A 23,331-nucleotide genomic window follows, 5' to 3' on the forward strand; every position below is an offset into this window, starting at 1 on the left:
AAATTCGAATGCGCAAGATCAATTCTCTTCCTTGTTTTTTGCTTGCCGCTGGCAGGGGGGAGCGGATGCGACCGCTCACAGATCATTTACCAAAACCTTTACTCACCATCAACAACAAATCCTTGTTGGCGTGGCATCTTGAAGCACTCGCCAACGCACAATTCAAAGAGGTCGTCATTAATCATGCATGGCTTGGCGAAAAAATAGAAGCCGCACTGAAAGATGGTCGCGAGTTCAATTTACATATTCAATACTCGCCAGAAGGTACTGCTCTAGAAACAGCCGGCGGAATAGTCAAAGCACTAGCCCTCATCAATGCCCAGGATTACTTTTTAGTCATGAATGGTGATGTATTTGCCCCCGGCCTACCAATGAATAAGCTTATCGAGACCGCCAACAAACTTCGTATTGATCCGAGTAAACCATTGGCACACCTGTTGATGGTTCCAAATCCCGCTCAACATCCTCATGGAGATTTTTATCTCCATGGAAGCATGGTTAGCAGTGAAGAGTCCCCAGACTCTGAAAAGTTGACGTTTTCAGGGATTGGCCTCTATCACAAGGATCTCTTTAAAGACCTGCTAATCGGGGCTCCCGCCAAACTAGCTCCCCTTTTGCGAGAGGCGATGACGCAAAATAAGGTCACTGGTGAAAAATATTCTGGTCCATGGCACGATGTAGGAACTCCGCAACGCTTGCAAGAGCTAAATGCAGCTTATGAATAAAACAACTATCTATCAAGACCGCAGAAACGCATTAGCAAAACACATCTTCAGTAAAAGCGGTGGTGGTATTGCAATCATCTCCACTGCACCAGAAGTGAGTCGCAATCGCGATAGTGAATTTCCTTACCGCCATGACAGTGATTTCTTCTACCTAACCGGATTTGAAGAGCCAGGGGCAACTTTAGTCATGCAAGTTAGCAATAGCGGAAAGAGTTACGAACTTCAATCGCATTTATTTTGTAGACCCAAAGATCCAGAGCGAGAAATTTGGGATGGCATTCGTCTTGGGCCAGAAGCTGCACCTGAAGCACTTGGAATTGAATTTGCTCATAGCAATCACACTTTAGATCAAAAGCTCAGCGAACTTCTGGCCGATCAAAAAGCAATTTATATCCGACTTTCTGAAAGTGCCGAAGCAGATCGACGCTTACGCCATTGGATGAAAGAAGTCCGTGGTAAAGCACGCGCTGGCGTCAATCCACCATCCGAGTTGCATGATGTTGAAGCCCTGATTCATGAGATGCGCTTATTTAAAGATGTACATGAGATAGACACTATGCGTCGCGCTGCGGCTATCTCAGCCCGCGCCCATATCCGCGCAATGCAAGCTTGCAAACCCGGAATGCACGAGTACCAACTGGAAGCAGAATTGCTGCATGAGTTCCGCAACAGTGGTGCACAGAGCGTTGCCTACAACAGTATCGTGGCTGGGGGAGCAAACTCTTGCATCTTGCACTACCGTGCTGGGAATACTGAATTACGCAGTGGTGAACTATGTCTGATTGATGCTGGTTGCGAATTAGACAGCTATGCTTCTGATATCACCCGCACTTTTCCGGTGAATGGAAAATTTACTGGGCCACAACGGTCTCTTTATGACATTACCCTAGCCGCTCAAGAAGCTGCGATTGCCGTGACAAAGCCAGGAAATAGCTTTATGCAGCCTCATGAAGCAGCTCTTCGCGTGTTGACACAGGGTCTGCTTGATGAAAAATTACTCAAACTCTCTGAGTTGGGTTCGCTTGAAAACGCAATCGAGACCGGTGCCTATCGTCGTTTCTATATGCATCGGACATCTCACTGGTTGGGAATGGATGTCCATGATGTTGGCTCCTATCGCGAGGTAACTCAAACTAATGTTGCCGAAGATAAACCTTGGCGCATCTTGCAAAGCAGTATGGTCATCACAATTGAGCCAGGACTCTATGTGAGACCTGCAGCAGATGTTGATGAAGCCTTTTGGAATATTGGCATTCGGATTGAAGATGATGCCGTTATCAACGATACCGGCTGTGAATTAATTTCTCGAGGTGCTCCAGTTAAGGCAGATGAGATAGAAGCACTCATGAAAAACCAATAAATCATGCGTTCTCAATCTTGCGATATCTTGATTCATGGAGGCGGCCCAGTTGGGCTTGCTTGTGCTGCTTGGACTTTACAAAAATTTCCAGGGGCGCATCTCACCCTCCTAGATCGCAACCCAGAAAATGATGCTGATCTTGCAAGCGCTGATAGTAGGGGGATAGCCCTATCCCATGGCAGCAAACTCTTATTAGATACGATCCATGCTTGGCCTCAAGAATGCGCCGACATTCACCGAGTACATGTATCGCAAGCCAGTCGCTTTGGGCGTGCACTAATGACACGAGAAGAACTCAAGCAAGATGCTTTAGGTCATATTATTCGCTACCGTGACATTCACATCACCTTACGCCAAGCACTCAGAAAAATTCAAGCAAACAGCCCCAATTTTGTTTGGCAACATATTCATGGCAATGATGTGGCTAATTTAATTCCCGCTAAGTGCGTTGTGCATGCAGAGGGTGGTTTATTTAAAAAGCAGGATTGGGTTGAGGCCGGTCGAGACTATGGGCAATCTGCCTTAGTGGGTTTAATAGAGGTCGAGAATGCCGCCCCCTATACAGCCTGGGAGCGCTTTACCGCTGAAGGCCCCTTAGCAGTTTTACCAAGTCACTACGGACCCAATACTTTAAATCTTGTATGGTGCGGATCTCCAGAATCTTCACAGCGTCGCCTGCAATTAAGTGATGCAGATTTTCTAATCTCCTTACAAAATGAATTTGGCTCTCGTATTGGGCGCTTTATTAAAATTCAAGATCGTCGCCTGTATGAACTCGGCTTGAACTATCGCAAAGAGATTACTCATGGAAATGAGGTTTGGATTGGCAATGCTGCTCAAGCTTTACATCCAGTCGCAGGGCAAGGACTGAATTTAGGATTACGCGATGCTTACTTGCTCGCTGAAAAATTAGTTGGGGTATTTTCAGGATCGACAGAAAATCAAACTCTACTTACCATCCAAGATGCATTAGAAGGTTACGCCCAGAGCCGCAAAGCAGATAGAACAACCACAATTGGCCTGACAGACTTTATGGCCAGAGTGTTCACTTCAAATCTCATCCCAATTGTGCTTGCCCGCGGATTGGCTTTATCAGCCCTTCAGTGGCTTCCCCCGGTGAAAACAGCCTTAGCTCGCCAGATGATGTTTGGCAGGCGCTAAGACGCTCCAATCGGTTCCAAACTCTAGCTTCTAGCCCCCTCCTTAGATACTGCAATCTGCCTAAAAAATAGGCAGATTTAGGACTATTTGTGCTAAAGTGTCATGCTTTACGCACTCACTCCTGGCTATAACCCCAATAAATGAAGATTGGCCCTCATCTCCTCGCAAATAGACTATTTGTAGCCCCTATGGCCGGAGTCACTGACCGACCATTTAGGCAGCTATGCAAAACATTGGGTGCTGGCTATGCAGTTTCTGAAATGGTCGCCTCTAATGCACTGCTTTGGAAAAGTGAAAAAACGCAACGTCGAGCCAATCATGTGGGTGAATTCAAACCAATAGCAGTGCAAATTGCAGGCGCTGATCCGGCGATGATGGCGGCAGCGGCAAAAATCAATGTGGAACACGGCGCACAAATTATTGACATCAATATGGGTTGCCCGGCTAAAAAAGTTTGTAACGTCGCCGCGGGTTCAGCATTACTTCGTGACGAGCCCCTAGTGCAACACATTTTAGAGGCTGTAGTCAATGCCGTAGGCATCGGCCCCGATGCAGTGCCAGTCACACTAAAAATTCGAACTGGCTGGGATCGTGAACATAAAAACGCAATTGAAATTGCAAAGCTTGCGGAAAAATCTGGTATCTCTATGCTAACCGTGCATGGCCGCACACGCGCTGATCTGTACCATGGAGAAGCGGAATATGAAACGATTACTGCTGTAAAAAATAGTGTGAGAATTCCTGTAGTAGCCAACGGCGATATCAACACTCCTGAAAAAGCAGAACTGGTTTTAAAAACCACTGGTGCTGATGCCATCATGATTGGCCGCGCAGCTCAAGGTCGTCCTTGGATCTTTCGCGAGATTAACCACTACCTCACTACTGGCTGCAAAATGCCAAACCCAGAGATTAATGAGATTCAAGGCATTATGAATGCCCACCTACTCGATCACTATGAGTTCTATGGCGAGCACATTGGCCTGCGAACAGCCCGTAAGCATATTGGCTGGTATTGCAAAGGTTTAAGAGATTCTCATGCTTTTCGTCAGCGCATGAATACTGCCGACGATTGCAAAACCCAATTACAGATGGTCAATGATTACTTTGATGAGATGGGATCACATTCTGACCGCCTACTTTTTTTAGAAGCAGCTTAGTTCATGCTAAGTTATTTTCGTTTTTAGCACTGCCATTATTTATGACCTATAGACATCCCATTACCGAATGTATTGAAACGCAATTACAGCGCTATTTAGAAGACCTCAAAGGTACGCCGCCAAGCGGTATCTATGACATGGTTTTAGCAGAAGTAGAAAAACCGATGTTACAACTCGTCATGCAGCATGCTAAACAAAATCAATCCTTAGCCGCGCAATATCTGGGGATTAACCGCAATACCTTGCACAAAAAGTTAGTCGAACACCAGCTGCTGAAATAATTTAAAGCGAACCAGCAATCCATTTATTTAAAAAGATCTCTCAACAATATGATCCGTACAGCCCTACTCTCCGTTTCTGATAAAAATGGCATCGTCCCTTTTGCCAAAGCCCTGCATGAGCAAGGCATTCAGCTTATTTCTACTGGCGGCACTGCAAAGCTTTTAGCGGAAAACAATCTACCAGTGGTTGAAGTGTCTTCATTAACCAAGTTTCCAGAAATGCTTGATGGTCGAGTGAAGACTCTGCATCCCATGGTGCATGGGGGCTTATTGGCGCGCAGAGATTTTCCTGAGCATATGGCAGCCCTGAAAGAGCATGGCATCGACACGATCGATATGTTGGTAATCAACCTTTACCCATTTAATCAAACCGTTGCTAAGGAAAGTTGCTCCTTCGAAGATGCCGTTGAAAACATTGATATTGGTGGCCCTGCCATGCTCCGCGCTGCTGCAAAGAACCATCAAGACGTGACGGTATTAATTTCTCCTGAAGATTACGCCCCCGTATTAGCAGAAATGAAAACCAATCAGAATGTGGTGTCTTATAAAACCAATTTAGCTTTAGCCAAAAAAGTGTTTGCCCATACCGCTCAATACGATGGGGCAATTGCCAACTACCTCTCCGCCCTAGGCGATGACCTTGATCACAAATCCCGCTCCGCCTATCCAGAGACGCTCCACCTTGCCTTTGAAAAAGTCCAGGAGATGCGCTATGGTGAGAACCCGCATCAATCGGCCGCTTTCTATAAGGATATTTTCCCTGTCGCTGGAGCACTTGCGAATTACACGCAATTGCAAGGTAAGGAATTGTCTTACAACAACATCGCTGATGCAGACTCTGCCTGGGAATGCGTCAAAAGTTTTACTGGAAATGTTGGTGGGGCTGCAGCCTGCGTCATCATTAAGCATGCCAACCCTTGCGGCGTAGCTGTTGGTGCTAGCGCACTAGAGGCCTATCAAAAAGCCTTTAAAACTGATCCTAGTTCTGCTTTTGGTGGAATTATTGCGCTCAATGTTCCTTGTGATGGCGCTGCTGCTGAAGCGATCTCCAAGCAATTTGTTGAAGTCCTCATTGCACCTAGCTTTAGTGTGGAAGCGAAAGCAATTTTTGCCGCCAAACAAAATGTGCGCCTCTTAGAGATTCCATTAGGGGATGCTTTTAATGCATTCGATTTCAAACGCGTCGGCGGTGGTCTACTAGTGCAGTCACCTGATGCGAAAAATGTTTTACCAAGTGAAATGCGGGTTGTCAGTCAAAGACAGCCGACACCTAGCGAGATGAACGATATGCTATTTGCATGGCGGGTCGCCAAGTTCGTGAAATCCAATGCAATTGTGTATTGCGCCAATGGCATGACTCTGGGTATCGGCGCTGGTCAAATGAGCCGCGTCGACTCCGCTCGGATGGCTAGCATTAAAGCTGAGAATGCTGGATTAAGCCTACAGGGTTCAGCTGTTGCTAGCGATGCCTTTTTCCCATTTCGGGATGGCTTAGATGTAGTTGTACATGGTGGTGCAAGTTGTGCAATTCAGCCAGGTGGCAGCATGCGTGATGATGAAATCATTGCGGCAGCAAATGAGCACGGTATTGCCATGATCTTTACTGGCACACGTCACTTCCGTCATTAAGCGTAAAGATATAAAGAGCACATGCGCTGGATTGGAATTGACCCAGGATTACGTACTACTGGTTTTGGCGTCATTGATGTCGATGGTCAAAAACTGACCTATGTAGCTTCTGGAACTATTGAGAGCGGGGACCCTGCTAAAGGGTTGCCCGAGCGCTTAGGTGCGCTCTATAGCGGGGTAATAGAAGTTTTAGATACTTACCAACCGGGGTCCGCGGCGATCGAAGAGGTTTTTTTAAACGTCAATCCGCGCTCTACTCTGATGCTTGGCCAGGCGAGAGGCGCAGTGATTGCAGCATTAGTCTCAGCCAAGTTACCAGTTGCTGAATACAGCGCATTACGAGTCAAACAGGCAATTGTGGGAACAGGTAGGGCAGCTAAGCCTCAAGTTCAAGAGATGGTCAAAAGATTACTACGCTTAAATCGTGCTCCTGGAACGGATGCGTCGGATGCTTTAGGCGTGGCAATTTGTGCTGCTCATCATGCGCAAATTCCTAAGGCGATCACCGCCGCACTCGCAAGCAAGAAGCATAGTAAGTAAAAATACACATCACAGGTTAAGATCTTCATATGATTGGTCGCATTCAAGGTACTCTCGTCTCAGTTCACCCCCCTAGGCTTTTAGTCGACTGCCAAGGGGTTGGCTATGAAATTGATGTGCCCATGAGCACCTTATATCAACTGCCGGAAGTAAATCAAAAAATTACTCTCCTCACCCACTTCCAAGTCCGAGAGGATGCACAGCAACTTTTTGGCTTTGCCACTGAAGTTGAGCGTGAGGCATTTAGACAACTGATTAAAATTAGTGGTGTCGGCTCCAGAACTGCTTTAGCCATTCTGTCAGGTATGAGCGTCAATGAGTTGGCACAGGCAATTGCTCTACAAGAAGCTGATCGCCTCACTCAAGTTCCTGGCATTGGAAAAAAGACTGCTGAACGGCTTTGCTTGGAACTCAAAGGAAAGCTTGCCCCTGATTTAGGAATCGCCAATGGCAAGCCACAGGCGATCGAGGCAAGCAGTGAAGTGTTGCAAGCGCTCTTGGCCCTTGGTTACTCAGAAAAAGAAGCGCTCTTGGCACTTAAACAAATTCCACCTGACAGTACAGTTTCTGATGGTATTCGGATGGGCCTGAAGTATCTATCTAAAGCCTAATTAGCTAAACAGCACTACACTTGCAGCATGGCAATTCATACTGACGATCTCAACTCTATTCCTGAAGATTTACCTGAGGGTAATGATCGCATCGTTAGTGGTGCCGCAGGTAATGCCGAAGCTGTTTTTGAAAAAGCACTTCGTCCTAAACAGCTTGATGAGTATGTGGGGCAAACCAAAGCTCGCGCTCAATTAGAAATTTTTATTAGCGCTACCAGAGCAAGGCAAGAAGCTCTTGACCATGTTCTCCTCTTTGGACCCCCAGGACTTGGTAAAACCACGCTTGCTCACATCATCGCTAGAGAACTTGGTGTCAATTTGCGCCAGACTAGTGGCCCTGTGCTTGATAGACCAGGTGACCTAGCAGCCTTATTAACGAATCTAGAGGCAAATGATGTGCTTTTTATTGATGAGATACATCGTCTTTCACCAGTCGTTGAAGAAATTCTGTATCCCGCATTAGAGGATTACAGCCTAGATATCATGATTGGTGAAGGTCCTGCAGCACGTAGCGTCAAGATTGATCTCAAACCATTTACCTTGATTGGTGCAACCACACGCGCCGGAATGCTGACCAACCCTTTACGCGATCGCTTTGGTATCGTGGCAAGACTCGAGTTCTACACCACTGAAGAACTGACCAAGATCATCAATCGTTCTGCAAGCCTACTCAAGGCGGACATTGATCCGGAAGGTTCAGTAGAAATTGCTAAGCGTGCCCGTGGAACACCGCGGATTGCCAATCGGCTGTTACGCCGTGTACGGGACTACGCTGAAGTCAAGGGTACCGGCACCATTACCAAAGCCATGGCTGATGCTGCATTAAAAATGTTAGATGTGGATCCAAGCGGATTTGATGTGATGGATAGAAAGCTACTCGAAGCCATCATGCATAAGTTCGACGGTGGACCAGTTGGTATTGATAACTTAGCCGCAGCAATTGGCGAAGAACGCGACACTATTGAGGATGTTTTAGAGCCCTACCTTATTCAGCAGGGTTATCTACAAAGAACCTCGAGAGGACGAGTAGCAACTCGTCAGGCATACGAACACTTCGGCTTAACACCGCCGAGTGGCAATGCCAGCTTAGACCTGTAGGTCTAATCAGCTCAGTGTCACTTTTGCAAACTTACGTTTGCCGACCTGCACAACGTAGATTCCTGCTTCAATCTTAGCTTGCTTATCTGACACGGTTGCGCCATCAATCTTCACACCATTTTGCTCAATATTCCGCATCGCTTCGGATGTGGATGGAGCTAAACCAGCAGCCTTTAAGAGACTTGCAATAGCCATCGGAGCACCAGCAAGACTTACCTCCGGAATCTCATCGGGTACGCCGCCCTTAGCACGATGATTGAAATCTTCTAATGCTTTTTCAGCAGCAGCCTGAGAATGAAAGCGCGCTACGATTTCTTGGGCAAGTAGGACCTTGTAATCTTTTGGATTACGGCCAGCAGAGACTTCTTGCTTCATTAAATCAATTTCTGAAAGTGGTCTAAATGAGAGCAATGTAAAGTAATCCCACATCAAATCATCCGAGATACTTAACAGTTTGCCAAACATCTCTCCAGGCGCTTCGCTGATGCCAATGTAATTGCCCTTGGACTTACTCATCTTCTCCACGCCATCGAGCCCAACTAAGAGCGGCATGGTCAAAATGCATTGTGGCTCTTGGCCATATTCCCGCTGGAGCTCACGCCCAACCAGAAGATTAAATTTTTGATCTGTACCACCAAGCTCTAAATCACTTTTGAGGGCTACAGAGTCATAGCCTTGCATTAATGGGTATAAAAATTCATGAATAGAAATCGGTACACCATTGCGATAGCGCTTTGTAAAATCGTCACGCTCTAACATTCGGGCAACAGTATGTTTTGCTGCAAGCTGAATCATGCCACGCGCACCCAATGGGTCACACCATTCACTGTTGTAACGCACTTCGGTTTTGGATGGATCAAGCACCATGCTGGCTTGTCGATAGTAGGTCTCTGCATTCACGGCAATTTCTTCTGCAGTCAATGGGGGGCGAGTGGCATTACGGCCTGATGGATCGCCAATCATACTGGTGAAGTCACCGATCAAGAAAATAACCGTATGCCCTAAATCTTGAAGCTGACGTAATTTATTCAAAACAACCGTATGCCCCAAATGAATATCGGGCGCAGTAGGATCTAGACCCAATTTAATCCGCAAAGGGGTCTTAGTAGCCTGACTACGAGCAAGCTTTTGAACCCAATCAGCCTCCACTAAAAGCTCATCACAGCCTCGCTTAGTTACTTCTAGCGCTGCAAAGACTTCGGGGGTTAAAGGATATTTTTGTTCTGGTTTAGCCGTCATGCTGATTCGCTTAACTGTTTCAGTTAAATTAGTATTTAAATTGCTAAAGCATAATTGTCGCATTCCTGAGAACCCTATGAACAATCCGCATTCTCTTTACATTGGCCTGATGTCTGGCACCAGCCTAGATGGGATAGATGCTGTTTTGGCGAAGATTGGACCTAAGGGCGAAACCAAAGCTCTTGAGGCGGTAAGCACGCCCTTTGCGCCTGGACTTCGAAAAGCCCTCTTTGAACTCCAAACCCCCGGTCCAAATGAGCTGCACCGAGAAAAGCAAGCGGGCAATGCTTTAGCCTTAGCCTATTCACAGGCAGTAAACCAACTCCTCGAAAAAGCCAATTTACTTACCTCAGATATCGCAGCTATTGGCGCTCATGGTCAAACGATTCGCCACCAACCCCATCTCGGCGAGCTGGCTTACACACATCAAACCCTGAATGCCGCACTCTTGGCTGAGAAAACCGGAATTGATGTGATTGCAGATTTTAGAAGTAGAGACTTGGCTGCTGGTGGTCATGGTGCACCCCTAGTTCCCGCATTTCATGCGCAGCAATTTAAGTCCACCGAAAATCTCGCTATTCTCAATATTGGTGGTATCGCTAATCTCACGCTACTTCCGACAAGCGGTGATGTCACAGGATTTGACTGTGGCCCTGGAAATATGCTGATGGATGCCTGGATATATGAACATCAAGGTAACGCTTTTGATGAGAATGGCAATTGGGCAACCCAAGGAAAAGTGAATCAAGAATTACTAATAAAAATGTTGGCTGATCCATTCTTTAAAAAAGCTCCGCCAAAAAGTACTGGTCGAGATGACTTTCATCTGGAGTGGCTAAAAGAAAAATTGGGTAAAGAAAATCCTCATGCTGAAGATGTGCAGGCTACCTTATTGCACTTAACCGCTCACGCAGCACTAGAAGCTTTAGAGCAGCACGCCCCGCAAACCCAGAAGTTAATTATCTGTGGAGGGGGTGCATACAATCGGGCTTTGATGAATTTATTTAAGGTAAAAGCGCAGAGTCTTTTCAAAAAACCTTTGGAAATCACTTCAAGTGATACAGCAGGAATTGATCCTCAACTCGTTGAAGGCCTAGCCTTTGCATGGCTTGCATGGGCGTATAAAGAAAAACGGCCAGCAAATTTGCCAGCCGTTACAGGAGCGAGGGGCTCTAGAATTTTGGGCGCTTGCTATCCTGCGTAGTGAATTGTTATGCGGAGAAAGAAGATCCGCAACCACAAGTAGTAGTGGCATTTGGATTCTTAATCACGAACTGTGAACCATTGATATCTTCTTTATAGTCAATCTCAGCGCCCACCAAATACTGAAAGCTCATTGAATCGACCAATAAAGTAACGCCATTCTTTTCAAAGAGAGTGTCATCTTCATTCACAGCATCATCAAATGTGAAGCCGTATTGAAAGCCTGAGCATCCACCGCCCTGAACGAATACACGCAACTTCAACTCTGGATTGCCTTCTTCAGCAATCAGGTCAGCCACTTTGGCAGCAGCAGCATCCGTAAACACCAAAGGGGTTGGTGGCTCAGCTAAATCCTGTACGGGCTGTGTTGTAGCTAATTCAGTCATGATTTACTCCTAATTCAAAAGGCAATGTCCCATTTTAGGCTTTTAATGTCTAGCTTGCTGAAGGGTTATTAATCCGCCAGTTATGGGGAAACCGCAATCTGGGTTAAGCCGGTGGTTTCAGGCAAGCCAAACATGAGGTTCATACACTGCACGCCCTGGCCTGAAGCGCCCTTCACCAAATTGTCCTCTACCACCAAAATAACCAAAGTGTCGCCGCCACCAGGACGATGGATAGCGATACGCATACCATTACTACCGCGCACTGAACGTGTTTCGGGATGACTGCCAGCAGGCATTACATCCACAAAGGGCTCATCCTGGTAGAAGTTTTCATAGAGCTTTTGGTAATCAACCTCTTTACCTGCATCTGTTAAACGCACATATAGCGTTGAATGAATACCTCTAATCATCGGAGTTAAGTGAGGCACGAATGTCAAACCAATCCGATCGTGACCTGCAATAGCCTTTAAGCCTTGGACAATTTCAGGGAGATGACGATGGCCCTTAACGCCATAAGCCTTGAAGTTATCGCTGGATTCTGAAAGCAGCGTTCCAATTTCTGCCTTACGTCCTGCACCAGAAGTCCCAGACTTAGAGTCAGAGATGATGTGCATCCCATCGATCAAATCCTTACCTCCAGTCGACTTAGGAGAGAGAAGTGGTGCAAGTCCCAGCTGAACAGAGGTTGGGTAACAACCTGCCAACCCAACAACTCGCGCCTTTTTAATGGCCTCACGATTGATCTCGGCCAAACCATACACCGCCTCTGCCAGAATGTCTGGGCAGCTATGTTCCATGCCGTACCATTTGGCAAACTCTTGCACATCCTTCAGACGGAAGTCTGCCGCAAGATCCAAAATCTTCACATTATTTGCGAGTAATTCTTTCGCTTGCGCCATCGCAACACCATGCGGAGTCGCAAAGAACACAACATCGCATTCATTTAACTTAGCTTCATCTGGCGTCGTAAATTGAAGATCAACCCGACCACGCAAGGATGGGAACATCTCAGCAACTGGCATGCCAGCTTCTGTACGAGAAGTGATAGCAACAATTTTTACCTCGGGATGCTGCGCTAATAGACGTAGCAACTCCACTCCGGTATATCCAGTGCCACCAACGATGCCAACCTTAATCATATCTTTCTCCAAAATACTGCCTAGTGATTACTTCAACTTGTAAAGATTAATACAAGATTCTTACAATTTACCCAATTGTAGAAACAAAAAGGGCCGCTTGCGCGACCCTTTCGATAAAACAATAGCGACTGAAAGAAATTAGCGCTTGCTGAACTGCTTGCGACGACGCGCGCCGTGCAAACCAACTTTTTTACGCTCAACTTCACGAGCATCGCGAGTCACCAAACCTGCTTTAGACAGAGTTGGCTTCAAAGCGTTATCGTAGTCGATCAATGCACGAGTAACACCGTGACGAACTGCACCAGCTTGGCCAGTTTCACCGCCACCAGAAACGTTTACTTTGATGTCAAAGGTCGTTAAGTGGGCTGTGAGAGCCAACGGCTGACGAGCGATCATCCGTGATGTTTCACGAGCAAAATAAGCATCGATAGGCTTACCATTAACAATGATTTCACCTTTGCCAGATTTAATGAATACGCGTGCCACAGAGCTCTTGCGACGACCGGTACCGTAATTCCAATTTCCGTAATTAATAGCCATTTGGTTTCCTTAAATCTCTAACGCTTTTGGCTGTTGAGCCGCATGCGGATGATTGGCGTCGCCATAGACTTTTAATTTCTTAATCATGGCATAGCCTAGTGGGCCTTTTGGCAACATACCCTTCACAGCCTTCTCCAAAGCACGACCTGGGAAACGGTCCTGCATCTTATCGAAGTTTGTCGAGCTAATACCGCCTGGGTATCCGCTGTGACGGTAATAGATCTTGTTCAAGCCTTTTGTGCCTGTAACACGCAGCTTAGAAGAGTTGATGACAACAATAAAGTCGCCAGTATCAACGTGTGGGGTGTATTCAGGCTTGTGCTTGCCGCGTAGACGGAGTGCCACTTCACTGGCGACACGACCGAGGACTTTGTCCGTAGCGTCAATCACGAACCATTCATGCACTACCTCATGGGATTTTGCAGAAAAAGTTTTCATGATTTCTCAAATTGTTATGGTCAAAAAAATTACCCCAACCAAACTACGTCCACCTTGGCCCTGCTTATGTTTGCAAGCTCGCAGATTCTGTAATTCAACTGGTACAACAAATTACCGCTGACCGGCTCGGTAATTCAGTAAAGCCTTGAATTGTAACCCAAAAAAAACCCAGGAACTAGTCCTGGGCTGGAATCCACCGATGTTTGGGTGGAGGAGACATTGGGAGGTAAGTCGCAGTCTTGTATAAGACTGACTACCAATATGGTTATTCTACACAAGATTTATTGTGCAATGCAAGATAATTGACTGAAATCAATTTTTTGATGTTTTTTAGCCAAGTTCAAGGTCCTTACCTCCGCCCTATAAATTGGTAAACTATTGAAAATATTGATTAATTTAGTAAGTTAGGTGTCACTAATATGGAATGTCGAGTAAGTTGGTTGGGTAATGGTGGCATGGCTTTTTCAGCCGAAACCGGCAGCGGCCATTTAGTGAACATGGATGGGGCCCCAGAAGCGGGCGGCAAAAACCTAGCCCCACGGCCCATGGAGCTCCTATTAGCGGGAGCAGGGGGCTGCTCCGCATTTGATGTGGTTTTAATCCTACAAAGAGCGAGGCAAGCCGTTAGCACCTGTGATGTCACCCTGCAGGCTGAAAGAGCTTCGGAAGATCCTAAAGTCTTTACCAAGATCAACTTGCACTTCACGGTCAAAGGAAAAGACCTCGACCAAACCAAGGTAGATCGCGCTGTCAAACTTTCTCATGACAAATACTGCTCTGCGACCACTATGCTGGCTAAAACAGCTGAACTGACTTACAGCGTCGAAGTCATTTCTGAATAAGTGCAGAGCCAATCGATAAGCCGGATTCTGTCGCCTAGATTTGCATCTAGGGGCAATCATTCCTCTAGGCCGGCAGTTACCTGACGGCTCAAGCTCCCTACCCGCAGACTCAGCGGGACGCCTCATCGCCTGCTTACTTGGGATTGCTCCAGGTGGAGGTTACCGCGTTTCACCGTAACTAAATACGCTCGTCTCTGTGGCCCTATTCCTCACGTCGCCGTGGATGGCCGTTAGCCATCACCCTTCCCTATGGAGTCCGGACTTTCCTCCCCCTCAATAAAGAGGCGGCGATTGCCCAATTGACTCTGCGCCTGCAGTCTAACGCAGTCAGAGCAAATTGGCTTGTAAAAACAGTGGGGGGCGTATTTAAAGCAGTGACCAAGCAATGGTCTCGCCTGCACGTAAGGGAACGATCGTAGTGTCACCTAAAGGCAATTCAGCGGGAATACTTTGTGCTGTTTTAGAAAGAGTAATTTTTTTACTATTGCGGGGCAAAGAGTAAAAATCAGGGCCAAAGAAGCTAGCAAAACCCTCTAGCTGATCTAATTTACCAACGCTTTCAAACGCTTCAGCATATAAACCCAAGGCATTGAATGCGCTATAGCAACCAGCACAACCACAGGCCGCTTCTTTAGCGCCCTTAGCATGCGGCGCACTATCGGTACCTAAAAAGAAACGGGGGTTGCCGCTAGTAGCAGCTTCTAATAATGCAAGACGGTGCTCTTCACGCTTGAGCACTGGCAAACAATAATTATGCGGACGAATACCACCAGCAAAAATCGCATTACGATTCATGAGTAAATGTTGGGGAGTAATCGTAGCGGCAATCACATTGTTTCCACCACTCGCTGCATCACGAACGTAGTGCGCTGCTTGCTTGGTAGTAATGTGTTCAAACACAATCTTGAGTTCAGGAAAATCTTTTCGTAGTGGCGCAAGCACCCTATCTATAAATACTGCTTCACGATCAAAGATGTCGATTTCAGCATGAGTCACTTCACCATGCACCAAGAGAGGCATGCCTGCAGCTTGCATCGCCTCCAAAGCTTTATAGCAATGCTTGATATCGCTGACACCAGCATCACTATTAGTGGTGGCACCTGCAGGGTACAACTTAAATCCTACAATCCCTGCCGCTTTAGCCTTCTTCACTTCTTCCGCAGTAGTGTTATCAGTGAGATACAAAGTCATCAGTGGTGTAAAGCTGGTGATCCCTAAAGACTTGAGATTGGATTCAATACGAGATTGATAGGCCTTAGCCAAGTCAACAGTGGTCACTGGGGGCTTTAAGTTCGGCATGATGATGGCGCGCGCAAACTGACGCGCAGTATCTGCCAATACATCCTTCATGACCTCGCCATCACGAATATGCAGATGCCAGTCATCTGGTTGGATTAATTCGAGGTGTGTAGGACTATTGGACATATTATTTATTCAGCAAGATGATACGGAAATCATTCACATTCGTCAGTGTAGGGCCAGTTTCCACCAAAGCACCCAATTCTGCAAAGAAACCATAACAATCATGGCCCGCTAAGAATGAATCAGGCTCCATTCCTTTGTTCTGACTTACTTTACGAATGTCGCTTGTAAACCAGGCCCCTGCATTCTTTTCGCTACCATCAATACCATCAGTATCCGCAGCCAGCGCTGCTAGATCCGGCATATCAACGCTTGCAGCAAATAGCGAAAGAAGGTATTCGCTGCAACGACCGCCGCGCCCTTTCACTCCCTGGGGTATCGTTACAGTGCACTCACCACCAGAAATAATGGCTACTGGCTTCGGAAGCCCTTTTGCTAAATGTTCTCGAGCCAAGCGTGCTTGTGAAACACCAACTTCCTGAGCCTCGCCAGTAATCGTATCCCCTAAAACGATAGGCTCATAACCTTGACTACGAACATAGTTGGCAGCAGCCTCTAAACTTTTATAGGCTGTAGCGATCACATGATTAGCCACTTGAGCATTAACTAAGTCGATATCTTTAAGTGTTTCGGGCTTGTTTCCTGCAAGTCCTTGCGCAAGATGACTCAGTACCGAGGAAGGAATTTCATTTTTCCCTAAATGGTATTTTTCAAGAACAGTTATTGCGTCCAAGTAGGTCGAATAATCGGCAGCGCACGGTCCACTAGCAATATCTGCAGGAGCGTCGCCTGTCACATCAGAAATCAATAAAGCCTCAACACGGGCGCCACGGGCAATCGCTACCCGAGCTAAATTACCACCCAAAATAGCAGATAGGTGCTTACGCACCACATTCATTTCTTCAATCGGAGCACCACTGCGCAAAAGTGCCTCAGTAGTCTTGCGCATATCCTCAATTGAGATACCCTCTTGCGGCAAAGTTAATAGGCTAGACCCTCCACCAGAAACTAGGCAAATCAAAAGATCGTCCTGCCCCAATTGATTAGTTAAGGCGTATATTGCTTTCGCTCCATCCATGCCCGCCTGATCTGGAACAGGATGACCTGCTTCTACGATTTGTATCTTGCTTGTTGGAGCAGCATGGCCATAGCGCGTTAATACCACCCCCTCAATTTTTACTTGGGGCCAGTGGGTATTGGCATAGGCCTCTACAGCGCTTGCCATTGAAGCGCTGGCTTTACCAGCGCCGACTACTAAACATTTTCCCTTTGGTTCTTGGCCAGGTGGGAATATTTTTGCCAAGTGTTGCGGAACAATCAATTGTGGATCAGCCACGGCAACTGCGGCAGCAAAGGCCTTTTTCAGAATTGCTTCTGTCGATACGGTATAGGGAGATTGCTGCATCAATCTATTCTAAGTGCTATTTTCGAGAAAACCATTTCAGAATTGCATCGCCGTTGCTAGGAGAAAAACATTTTTTGGCAGCCAGCTCAAAGGGAAGCCACTCATATGCCACATGCTCTCTTGGAGAGAGCATGATTTGGATATTATCGGGCACCTGTAGCGCAAACCAATGCTCAGTATTTCTTGTAACGCCAGGGCCGTAACGAAAGCGCCACTCAGGATAGATCTCATACTCAATCTGATGGTGCATATTTTGAAGGGCATCCTCAGGCAATTGGTTGACTGCGATACCAGTCTCTTCAAATACCTCCCGGGTAGCTGCTAATGCAAGATTTTCATCCGGAGCATCTAAGCTGCCCGTGACAGACTGCCAGAAACCTTTTCTATCAGCACGCTCTATCAATAAAACATCCCTATTCGATTTATAGATCAGAACTAAAACCGAGATAGGGATTTTCAAGATGGGATGTTGTTTTTTGCTTATGCCGCAGGCGCAGCCTGACGCAAACGAATATGCAGCTCGCGCAACTGACGCTCATCTACTGGGCTAGGAGCCTGAGTTAACAAACATTGTGCACGTTGTGTTTTAGGGAAGGCAATCACATCACGAATTGATTCAGCACCAGTCATCATCGTGACGATGCGATCCAAACCGAATGCAATGCCGCCGTGTGGAGGTGCGCCATACTGAAGAGCATCTAGCAAGAATCCAAACTTCGCTTGCGCTTCTTCAGGGCCGATCTTCAAAGCACGGAAAACTTGGCTTTGTACCGCTTCTTGGTGAATACGTACAGAGCCACCACCGATCTCGCTACCGTTTAAAACCATGTCATAGGCTTTAGCCAAACATTTTCCTGGATCAGATTCCAAAAACTGCATATGCTCATCTTTAGGGCTGGTAAACGGATGATGGCAAGCTACCCAACGCGCCTCACCTTCATCGTAATCAAACATCGGGAAGTCAACTACCCATAATGGCTTCCAGCCTTCAGTAAAGAGTCCATGCTCTTTACCCCAAGCAGAAAGGCCGATGCGCAAACGTAAATTGCCAATCGCATCGTTCACAACTTTTTCTTTATCAGCACCAAAGAAAATGATGTCGCCATCTTTCGCACCCGTGCGCTTCAAGATGCCTTCAATTGCTGCATCATGCAAATTCTTAACGATCGGAGATTGCAATCCATTGCGACCTTCAGCAACGGAGTTCACCTTGATCCAAGCCAAACCCTTAGCGCCGTAGATGCTGACAAACTGAGTGTAGTCGTCGATTTCACTACGACTAATCTCTGCGCCGCCTGGCACGCACAAACCTACTACGCGGCCACCTTCTTGATTGGCGGCGCCTGAAAACACCTTGAAATCCACATCCTTCATCAAATCCGTTAATTCAGTGAACTCAAAGTTCACACGCAAATCGGGCTTATCAGAGCCAAAGCGCGCCATACCTTCAGAGTAAGGCATGGTTGGAAATGGATTGGGCAACTCGACATTCATGGTTTTCTTGAAAATATGGCGGATCATGTTTTCAAACAGCTCACGAATTTCTAATTCACTTAAAAAAGCAGTTTCACAGTCGATCTGCGTAAATTCAGGTTGACGATCTGCACGTAAATCTTCATCTCGGAAGCATTTAGTGATTTGATAGTAGCGATCGAAACCTGCCACCATTAACAGTTGCTTAAAGAGTTGTGGAGATTGCGGCAATGCAAAGAACTGACCATCATGCACGCGTGAGGGAACCAAATAATCGCGCGCGCCCTCTGGTGTGCTTTTGGTCAACATTGGCGTTTCAATATCAATGAAGCCGGCATCATCTAAATAGCGGCGGCACTCCATGGCAACGTTGTAACGCAAACGCAAATTCTTTTGCATTTGTGGACGACGTAAATCTAAGACACGGTGAGTCAAGCGCGTAGTCTCGGATAGATTCTCATCATCAATCTGAAATGGTGGAGTCACAGAAGCATTTAAGATAACTAAGCTATGGCAAAGTATTTCTACTTTTCCACTCACTAAATCTGTGTTTTCAGTACCTGCAGGACGTGCACGTACAAGGCCTTTAATCTGGATACAGTATTCACTTCTTACTTGTTCAGCGAGCGCAAACATCTCTGGACGATCTGGATCGCAAACCACTTGAACAAAGCCTTCGCGGTCACGTAAGTCAATAAAGATCACGCCCCCATGATCACGACGGCGATTAACCCATCCAGAAAGGGTAACTTCTTTTCCTATCAGTGAATCGGTTACCTGACCGCAGGTATGGCTTCGCATCGACATAACAATTTCCTAAAAATCAAAAATGGTGTGGTGACTGGGTTGCAGTCATACCGCTAGAACTATTGGGTGGTACCGAGCCCATTGAAACAATATGCTTCAATGCTTCCTCAACACTCATATCCAATTCAATCGTTTGTGCACGTGGCACGATCATGAAAAATCCAGAGGTTGGGTTAGGAGTTGTAGGCAAAAATACATTGACATAGTCTTCGCCCAATTTAGTAGTCACTTCTCTAGCGGGTACACCCGTTTGAAAAGCGATTGCCCAAGAATCAGCGTGAGGGTAACGAATCAGCAGAGCCTTGCTAAAGGCTTGACCGCTTCCAGAAAATAAAGTGGATGAAACTTGCTGAACGCTTGAGTAAATTGAGCGCACAATCGGAATGCGATTAACAAACTTATCCCAGACCTTTAACCACCACTGACCAGCAAAATTAATTGCCAGTAGACCAGTCAACAATATGACTGCAATCACGATCAAGATGCCAACACCGGGAAGATCTCGGAAATGCTGGAGGTCTCGCGCAGCGTCTTGCGGAAGAACCACAATAATGGCGTGCATTACTGAACCAAATACGCCGTCGAGCAAGCCCAAGCCCCATGCAATTACCCAAACGGTAATTGACAATGGTGCCCAAACGAGGATGCCTGCAATAAAGTATTTTTTCATGTGTTCTGCCTAGCCCGCTATTTTAGCGGTTTAGGAGCGAAACAGCGAAAGCCTAATAAATACCTAGACTAATGATCAAAATTCCGGCCAAAAATCCACCAGCAAAGAGCAAAGCGCCCACGACCAAGCGACGGGTACGCCGTTCTTCAAGCAAAAGCGCCTTTAAGACCTCCAACTCACCAGTTTGATCTTTTGCTTGATGATTGGCCTGAGTCAGAGCATCCGCAATTAGACGAGGCAAAGTTGGCAAGATCTTGGCCCAGGCAGGAGCCTCATCTTTTAGGGAATCGATTAACCCGCGCCAACCCAACTGTTTACTAATCCATTTTTCGAGGATCGGTTTGGCGGTTTTCCACAAATCCAAATCGGGATCTAGCTGACGTGCAAGTCCTTCGACATTTAACAAGGTCTTTTGCAATAAAGTGAGTTGCGGCTGAATCTCTACTTTAAAGCGACGCGAGGTCTGAAAGAGTCGCATCAAGACAATGCCCAGGGAAATTTCTTTTAACGGACGATCAAAGTAAGGCTCACATACAGAGCGCACAGCCCCTTCTAATTCCTCTACCCTGGTATTTGCTGGCACCCATCCTGACTCAATGTGCAGCTCCGCTACACGGCGGTAATCACGATTAAAGAATGCTAAGAAATTGAGTGCTAAATAATTCTTATCAGACTCACTTAAAGCGCCCACGATGCCAAAGTCTAAAGAAATAAATCGGCCGAAGGTTTCTGGCTCTAAGCTAATCATGATATTTCCGGGATGCATATCTGCATGGAAAAATCCATCTTCAAAAACTTGGGTAAAGAATATTTCTACACCATCAGCCGCTAATTTTTTGAAATCAACGCCAGCAGCACGTAGCTCGGCTGTCCGCCCAATAGAAATGCCATACATTCTTTCCATGACAATCACATTGGTGTGACAGAGATCCCAATACATTTCAGGAATCATCAACTTTTTGGAATCTACAAAATGTCGACGGATCTGACTTGCATTCGCCGCCTCACGCATGAGATCTAACTCATCGTGTAAATAGGTATCGAATTCAGCCACATTCTCACGCGGCTTTAAACGGCGTCCATCCTCAGAACTCTTTTCAATGACTTTGGCTAAGTCATACATTAAAGCCAAATCACCCTCAATCACCGGCAGAATTCCAGGGCGCAAGACTTTAATCGCAACTGCTTTGTGATCCCACTCCGGATGCTTCTCAGTTGCACGCAAGATTCCGAAGTGCACCTGAGCCACTGATGCACTTGCTACTGGTGTGGCATCAAAACTGATAAAGACTTCTTCAATAGGTTTGCCAAGAGCTTCTTCGATTAAACGACGTGACTCTGCATTTGAGAATGGAGGCACTTGATCTTGTAGCTTCGCTAATTCATTAGCAATATCTTCTGGCAATAAATCGCGTCGTGTTGACAGTACCTGACCAAACTTAACAAAGATTGGCCCTAGTGCCTCAAGCGTTAAACGAATCCGCTCACCCCTAGGCAAGCTGGCGCCGGGCGAAGTCCAGCAGACGACTGTTAATAGGCCCCTGCTCACTCCAGGCTTGAGGATATCGCGCAAGAGTGGCAATAAGCCATAACGCCAGGCTGTAAAGAATATAAAACAGAGACGAGCTAAGCGGCGCACGATTTATTTCACCTTCTGCTCTAGTAGTTGAATGCGCTTCTCGATCCGATCTACCGATTCGCGCAAATCATTTAATACGGCTTTATGGGCCATAAAGTCTCGTTTATTCAAAAGTACTTTTCTTTCTTCGCTCACGTACTCGACAATATTGTCCAGTAAATCACCTGCGGCAGAACGAGAAGCAGCAACCAATTTCTTACCCTGCCTAACTGCAAAGTTTGCAGGCGCATCCCCAAACAGACGCGCTAAATCTTCCTCGTACTCCCAGCGCAGCTGACCGGCTAAACGACCCAATAACTGAGCTAAGTCAGCATCCCCGGTAATTTTGACTGCTTTGAAGGCTTGCTCACGCAAACTTCCAGTAGTTGCAGCCAGTTCGCCAAGAGCTTTAGTTGAAACCTCTAAGCTTAAAGAAGGATCATTCACCACTTCCAGGGGATTTAGTAAACCCGTCGAAGAAATCTCAAAACCCAAATCTCCCAAAGGTAATTTCAACAGAATCGTTTTCCCAGCATGCTTAGCTAACTCAGCTAATGCCCAAGGCTCACTTTCTAATACATGATTAATCCCGCGGCATGCAGCGCCAGCGGCAAAAGTATGGGTAGAGGTTAAATGGCTATTCATGAGTGTAAAAAACCCGCACTAGTGCGGGTTTTCCAATGGAAAGTACCTTAAGCTTAAACCAACTGAGAAATACCCGCCAGTACCCAGCCGCCAGGGCCGTCAACAGGCTTACTCAAATTCCAGATTTCAGAGAAATCGCTTGCTGGGGCGCCTTGCTGTTCACGAATCATGCCGCCAAACTGCACGCTGCAGTAGTAGTGAGCATCAATCGTCTCAATACCTAGAAGTCGCGCATTGATTGTCACAACATCAGTCTGGTTACAAGCCTCAATTCTTCCCGCCAGATCTTGCTGAATGGTGGCAAACATTTCAGGCGTCGTAAATTCACGCAAAGATGCTAAATCACCTTGATCCCAAGCTTTTTGCAGGGTAACGAAATACTGCTTCGCATTTTCAAGAAACGTATGCTCATCAAAACCTGGTGGCAAAGTAGACTGAAATGGCTCAGGCTCAGTACTGACTCCACCAAAGGCATTCGCTGCCGGATTAAATGCCGGCTCTTGTCTTGGTGACTGATCAAGATTGCTTCGTTGCATTGCAGGGTTCACTACATTGGCATTCTGGCCAGCACCCGACATTGCTGGGAGCAATTTTCTGATCACAAACATAATCACAAAGCCAGCCAACATCGCAATCAATAAACCGGTAATGAGTGATGAGGCAGCCTCACCTAAGCCAAAGTGAGAAAGTAAATAACCAATACCTAAACCCGCAGCTAAACCACCTAAGATTCCGCCCATTCCACCAAAGCGACTGGGTGCCGGTGCTTGAGGAGCTGGGGCTGGAGTAGCTGGTTGTGCTTGTTGAGCTGGTTTTTGAACAGGAGCCGCTTGACGTTGCATTGGCGCACTTGGAGCGCGTCCAAAGCTTCGGCCGCTACCTAAACGACCCGCTTCAGCCTGACCAATAGATGCAAACACCAAGATCATGCTTAAGAGAACTGCTTTGAAAAAATGCTTATTCATTGTGATTTACCCCTTCATATAACTTCTTTACAGCTTG

The 23,331-nt window shown here is 46.6% G+C and carries 24 protein-coding genes and 1 other RNA gene; 11 read left to right on the top strand and 14 right to left on the bottom strand.

The window, feature by feature from the left end:
• Positions 1-8 precede the first annotated feature (8 nt).
• The 9 genes from murU (at position 9) to ruvB (ending at position 8,562) form a co-directional block, all read left to right on the top strand.
• Positions 9-725 carry an N-acetylmuramate alpha-1-phosphate uridylyltransferase MurU gene (murU, locus tag IEN92_RS02465; RefSeq protein WP_216160285.1) on the top strand — a complete coding sequence of 239 codons (717 nt, stop codon included), beginning with the start codon at positions 9-11 and terminating at the stop codon, positions 723-725.
• On the top strand, positions 718-2,085 hold the full coding sequence (locus tag IEN92_RS02470) for an aminopeptidase P N-terminal domain-containing protein (protein WP_255539742.1): 1,368 nt from the start codon (positions 718-720) through the stop codon (positions 2,083-2,085). Before murU ends, IEN92_RS02470 begins: the two co-directional genes overlap by 8 nt.
• Before the next feature lie 3 nt (positions 2,086-2,088).
• Positions 2,089-3,246: an FAD-dependent monooxygenase gene (locus IEN92_RS02475; protein WP_216160290.1), complete on the top strand. Its 1,158-nt coding sequence runs from the start codon at positions 2,089-2,091 to the stop codon at positions 3,244-3,246.
• 140 nt (positions 3,247-3,386) lie between these two features.
• Positions 3,387-4,403 carry a tRNA dihydrouridine synthase DusB gene (dusB, locus tag IEN92_RS02480; protein ID WP_216160293.1) on the top strand — a complete coding sequence of 339 codons (1,017 nt, stop codon included), beginning with the start codon at positions 3,387-3,389 and terminating at the stop codon, positions 4,401-4,403.
• Positions 4,404-4,444: 41 nt separating this feature from the next.
• A complete protein-coding gene (locus tag IEN92_RS02485; protein ID WP_216160297.1) occupies positions 4,445-4,684 on the top strand; it encodes a helix-turn-helix domain-containing protein in 240 nt (79 codons plus the stop codon).
• A 48-nt stretch (positions 4,685-4,732) separates the two neighbouring features.
• Positions 4,733-6,313 (top strand): bifunctional phosphoribosylaminoimidazolecarboxamide formyltransferase/IMP cyclohydrolase, encoded by a 1,581-nt coding sequence (gene purH / locus IEN92_RS02490; RefSeq protein ID WP_216160299.1) that lies wholly within the window; start codon positions 4,733-4,735, stop codon positions 6,311-6,313.
• 21 nt (positions 6,314-6,334) lie between these two features.
• Positions 6,335-6,853 carry a crossover junction endodeoxyribonuclease RuvC gene (gene ruvC, locus IEN92_RS02495; RefSeq protein WP_216160302.1) on the top strand — a complete coding sequence of 173 codons (519 nt, stop codon included), beginning with the start codon at positions 6,335-6,337 and terminating at the stop codon, positions 6,851-6,853.
• 29 nt (positions 6,854-6,882) lie between these two features.
• The gene (ruvA, locus tag IEN92_RS02500; protein ID WP_215374071.1) at positions 6,883-7,464 is read left to right on the top strand and encodes a Holliday junction branch migration protein RuvA; all 582 of its coding nucleotides are present in this window, start codon (positions 6,883-6,885) and stop codon (positions 7,462-7,464) included.
• Between the two features lie 27 nt (positions 7,465-7,491).
• On the top strand, positions 7,492-8,562 hold the full coding sequence (ruvB, locus tag IEN92_RS02505) for a Holliday junction branch migration DNA helicase RuvB (protein WP_216160306.1): 1,071 nt from the start codon (positions 7,492-7,494) through the stop codon (positions 8,560-8,562).
• A 6-nt stretch (positions 8,563-8,568) separates the two neighbouring features.
• Here ruvB and tyrS read toward each other — a convergent pair whose 3' ends face one another.
• The gene (gene tyrS, locus IEN92_RS02510; RefSeq protein ID WP_216160309.1) at positions 8,569-9,801 is read right to left on the bottom strand and encodes a tyrosine--tRNA ligase; all 1,233 of its coding nucleotides are present in this window, start codon (positions 9,799-9,801) and stop codon (positions 8,569-8,571) included.
• A gap of 76 nt (positions 9,802-9,877) precedes the next feature.
• Between tyrS and IEN92_RS02515 the strand changes: the two genes are divergently transcribed.
• Positions 9,878-11,005 (top strand): anhydro-N-acetylmuramic acid kinase, encoded by a 1,128-nt coding sequence (locus tag IEN92_RS02515; protein ID WP_216160312.1) that lies wholly within the window; start codon positions 9,878-9,880, stop codon positions 11,003-11,005.
• Positions 11,006-11,012: 7 nt separating this feature from the next.
• On the opposite strand, the gene erpA is transcribed toward IEN92_RS02515, so the two are convergent.
• The 4 genes from erpA to rplM all read right to left on the bottom strand — a co-directional run bounded on the left by erpA (position 11,013) and on the right by rplM (position 13,507).
• Positions 11,013-11,390 (bottom strand): iron-sulfur cluster insertion protein ErpA, encoded by a 378-nt coding sequence (erpA, locus tag IEN92_RS02520; protein ID WP_215374082.1) that lies wholly within the window; start codon positions 11,388-11,390, stop codon positions 11,013-11,015.
• An 80-nt stretch (positions 11,391-11,470) separates the two neighbouring features.
• Complete coding sequence (gene argC / locus IEN92_RS02525; protein WP_216160315.1) at positions 11,471-12,529, bottom strand: N-acetyl-gamma-glutamyl-phosphate reductase; 1,059 nt, start codon at positions 12,527-12,529, stop codon at positions 11,471-11,473.
• 138 nt (positions 12,530-12,667) lie between these two features.
• Complete coding sequence (gene rpsI, locus IEN92_RS02530; protein WP_071466175.1) at positions 12,668-13,069, bottom strand: 30S ribosomal protein S9; 402 nt, start codon at positions 13,067-13,069, stop codon at positions 12,668-12,670.
• A gap of 9 nt (positions 13,070-13,078) precedes the next feature.
• Positions 13,079-13,507: a 50S ribosomal protein L13 gene (rplM, locus tag IEN92_RS02535; RefSeq protein WP_011903721.1), complete on the bottom strand. Its 429-nt coding sequence runs from the start codon at positions 13,505-13,507 to the stop codon at positions 13,079-13,081.
• A 419-nt stretch (positions 13,508-13,926) separates the two neighbouring features.
• On the opposite strand from rplM, the gene IEN92_RS02540 reads away from it, so the two are divergent.
• On the top strand, positions 13,927-14,349 hold the full coding sequence (locus IEN92_RS02540) for an OsmC family protein (RefSeq protein WP_216160317.1): 423 nt from the start codon (positions 13,927-13,929) through the stop codon (positions 14,347-14,349).
• Here the strand turns inward: IEN92_RS02540 and rnpB are convergent.
• The 9 genes from rnpB to IEN92_RS02585 all read right to left on the bottom strand — a co-directional run bounded on the left by rnpB (position 14,350) and on the right by IEN92_RS02585 (position 23,294).
• Positions 14,350-14,656: RNase P RNA component class A (rnpB, locus tag IEN92_RS02545), an RNA gene on the bottom strand.
• A 59-nt stretch (positions 14,657-14,715) separates the two neighbouring features.
• A complete protein-coding gene (gene pyrC / locus IEN92_RS02550) occupies positions 14,716-15,774 on the bottom strand; it encodes a dihydroorotase (protein WP_216160320.1) in 1,059 nt (352 codons plus the stop codon).
• Between the two features lies 1 nt (position 15,775).
• Positions 15,776-17,116, bottom strand: coding sequence for a glycerate kinase (locus IEN92_RS02555; RefSeq protein ID WP_216160323.1), 1,341 nt, complete (start codon positions 17,114-17,116; stop codon positions 15,776-15,778).
• A 16-nt stretch (positions 17,117-17,132) separates the two neighbouring features.
• Complete coding sequence (nudB, locus tag IEN92_RS02560) at positions 17,133-17,576, bottom strand: dihydroneopterin triphosphate diphosphatase (protein ID WP_216160326.1); 444 nt, start codon at positions 17,574-17,576, stop codon at positions 17,133-17,135.
• A 20-nt stretch (positions 17,577-17,596) separates the two neighbouring features.
• The gene (gene aspS / locus IEN92_RS02565; protein ID WP_216160329.1) at positions 17,597-19,396 is read right to left on the bottom strand and encodes an aspartate--tRNA ligase; all 1,800 of its coding nucleotides are present in this window, start codon (positions 19,394-19,396) and stop codon (positions 17,597-17,599) included.
• A 16-nt stretch (positions 19,397-19,412) separates the two neighbouring features.
• Positions 19,413-20,066, bottom strand: a complete 654-nt coding sequence (locus IEN92_RS02570; protein ID WP_216160333.1) for a DUF502 domain-containing protein — start codon at positions 20,064-20,066, stop codon at positions 19,413-19,415.
• Between the two features lie 52 nt (positions 20,067-20,118).
• Complete coding sequence (ubiB, locus tag IEN92_RS02575; protein ID WP_216160336.1) at positions 20,119-21,705, bottom strand: ubiquinone biosynthesis regulatory protein kinase UbiB; 1,587 nt, start codon at positions 21,703-21,705, stop codon at positions 20,119-20,121.
• A 3-nt stretch (positions 21,706-21,708) separates the two neighbouring features.
• Positions 21,709-22,329 (bottom strand): SCP2 domain-containing protein, encoded by a 621-nt coding sequence (locus IEN92_RS02580; protein WP_216160339.1) that lies wholly within the window; start codon positions 22,327-22,329, stop codon positions 21,709-21,711.
• 53 nt (positions 22,330-22,382) lie between these two features.
• On the bottom strand, positions 22,383-23,294 hold the full coding sequence (locus tag IEN92_RS02585; RefSeq protein ID WP_216160341.1) for a Tim44 domain-containing protein: 912 nt from the start codon (positions 23,292-23,294) through the stop codon (positions 22,383-22,385).
• Positions 23,295-23,331 lie beyond the last annotated feature (37 nt).

This window comes from Polynucleobacter sp. MWH-Creno-3A4 (assembly GCF_018881885.1).
Classification (GTDB): domain Bacteria; phylum Pseudomonadota; class Gammaproteobacteria; order Burkholderiales; family Burkholderiaceae; genus Polynucleobacter.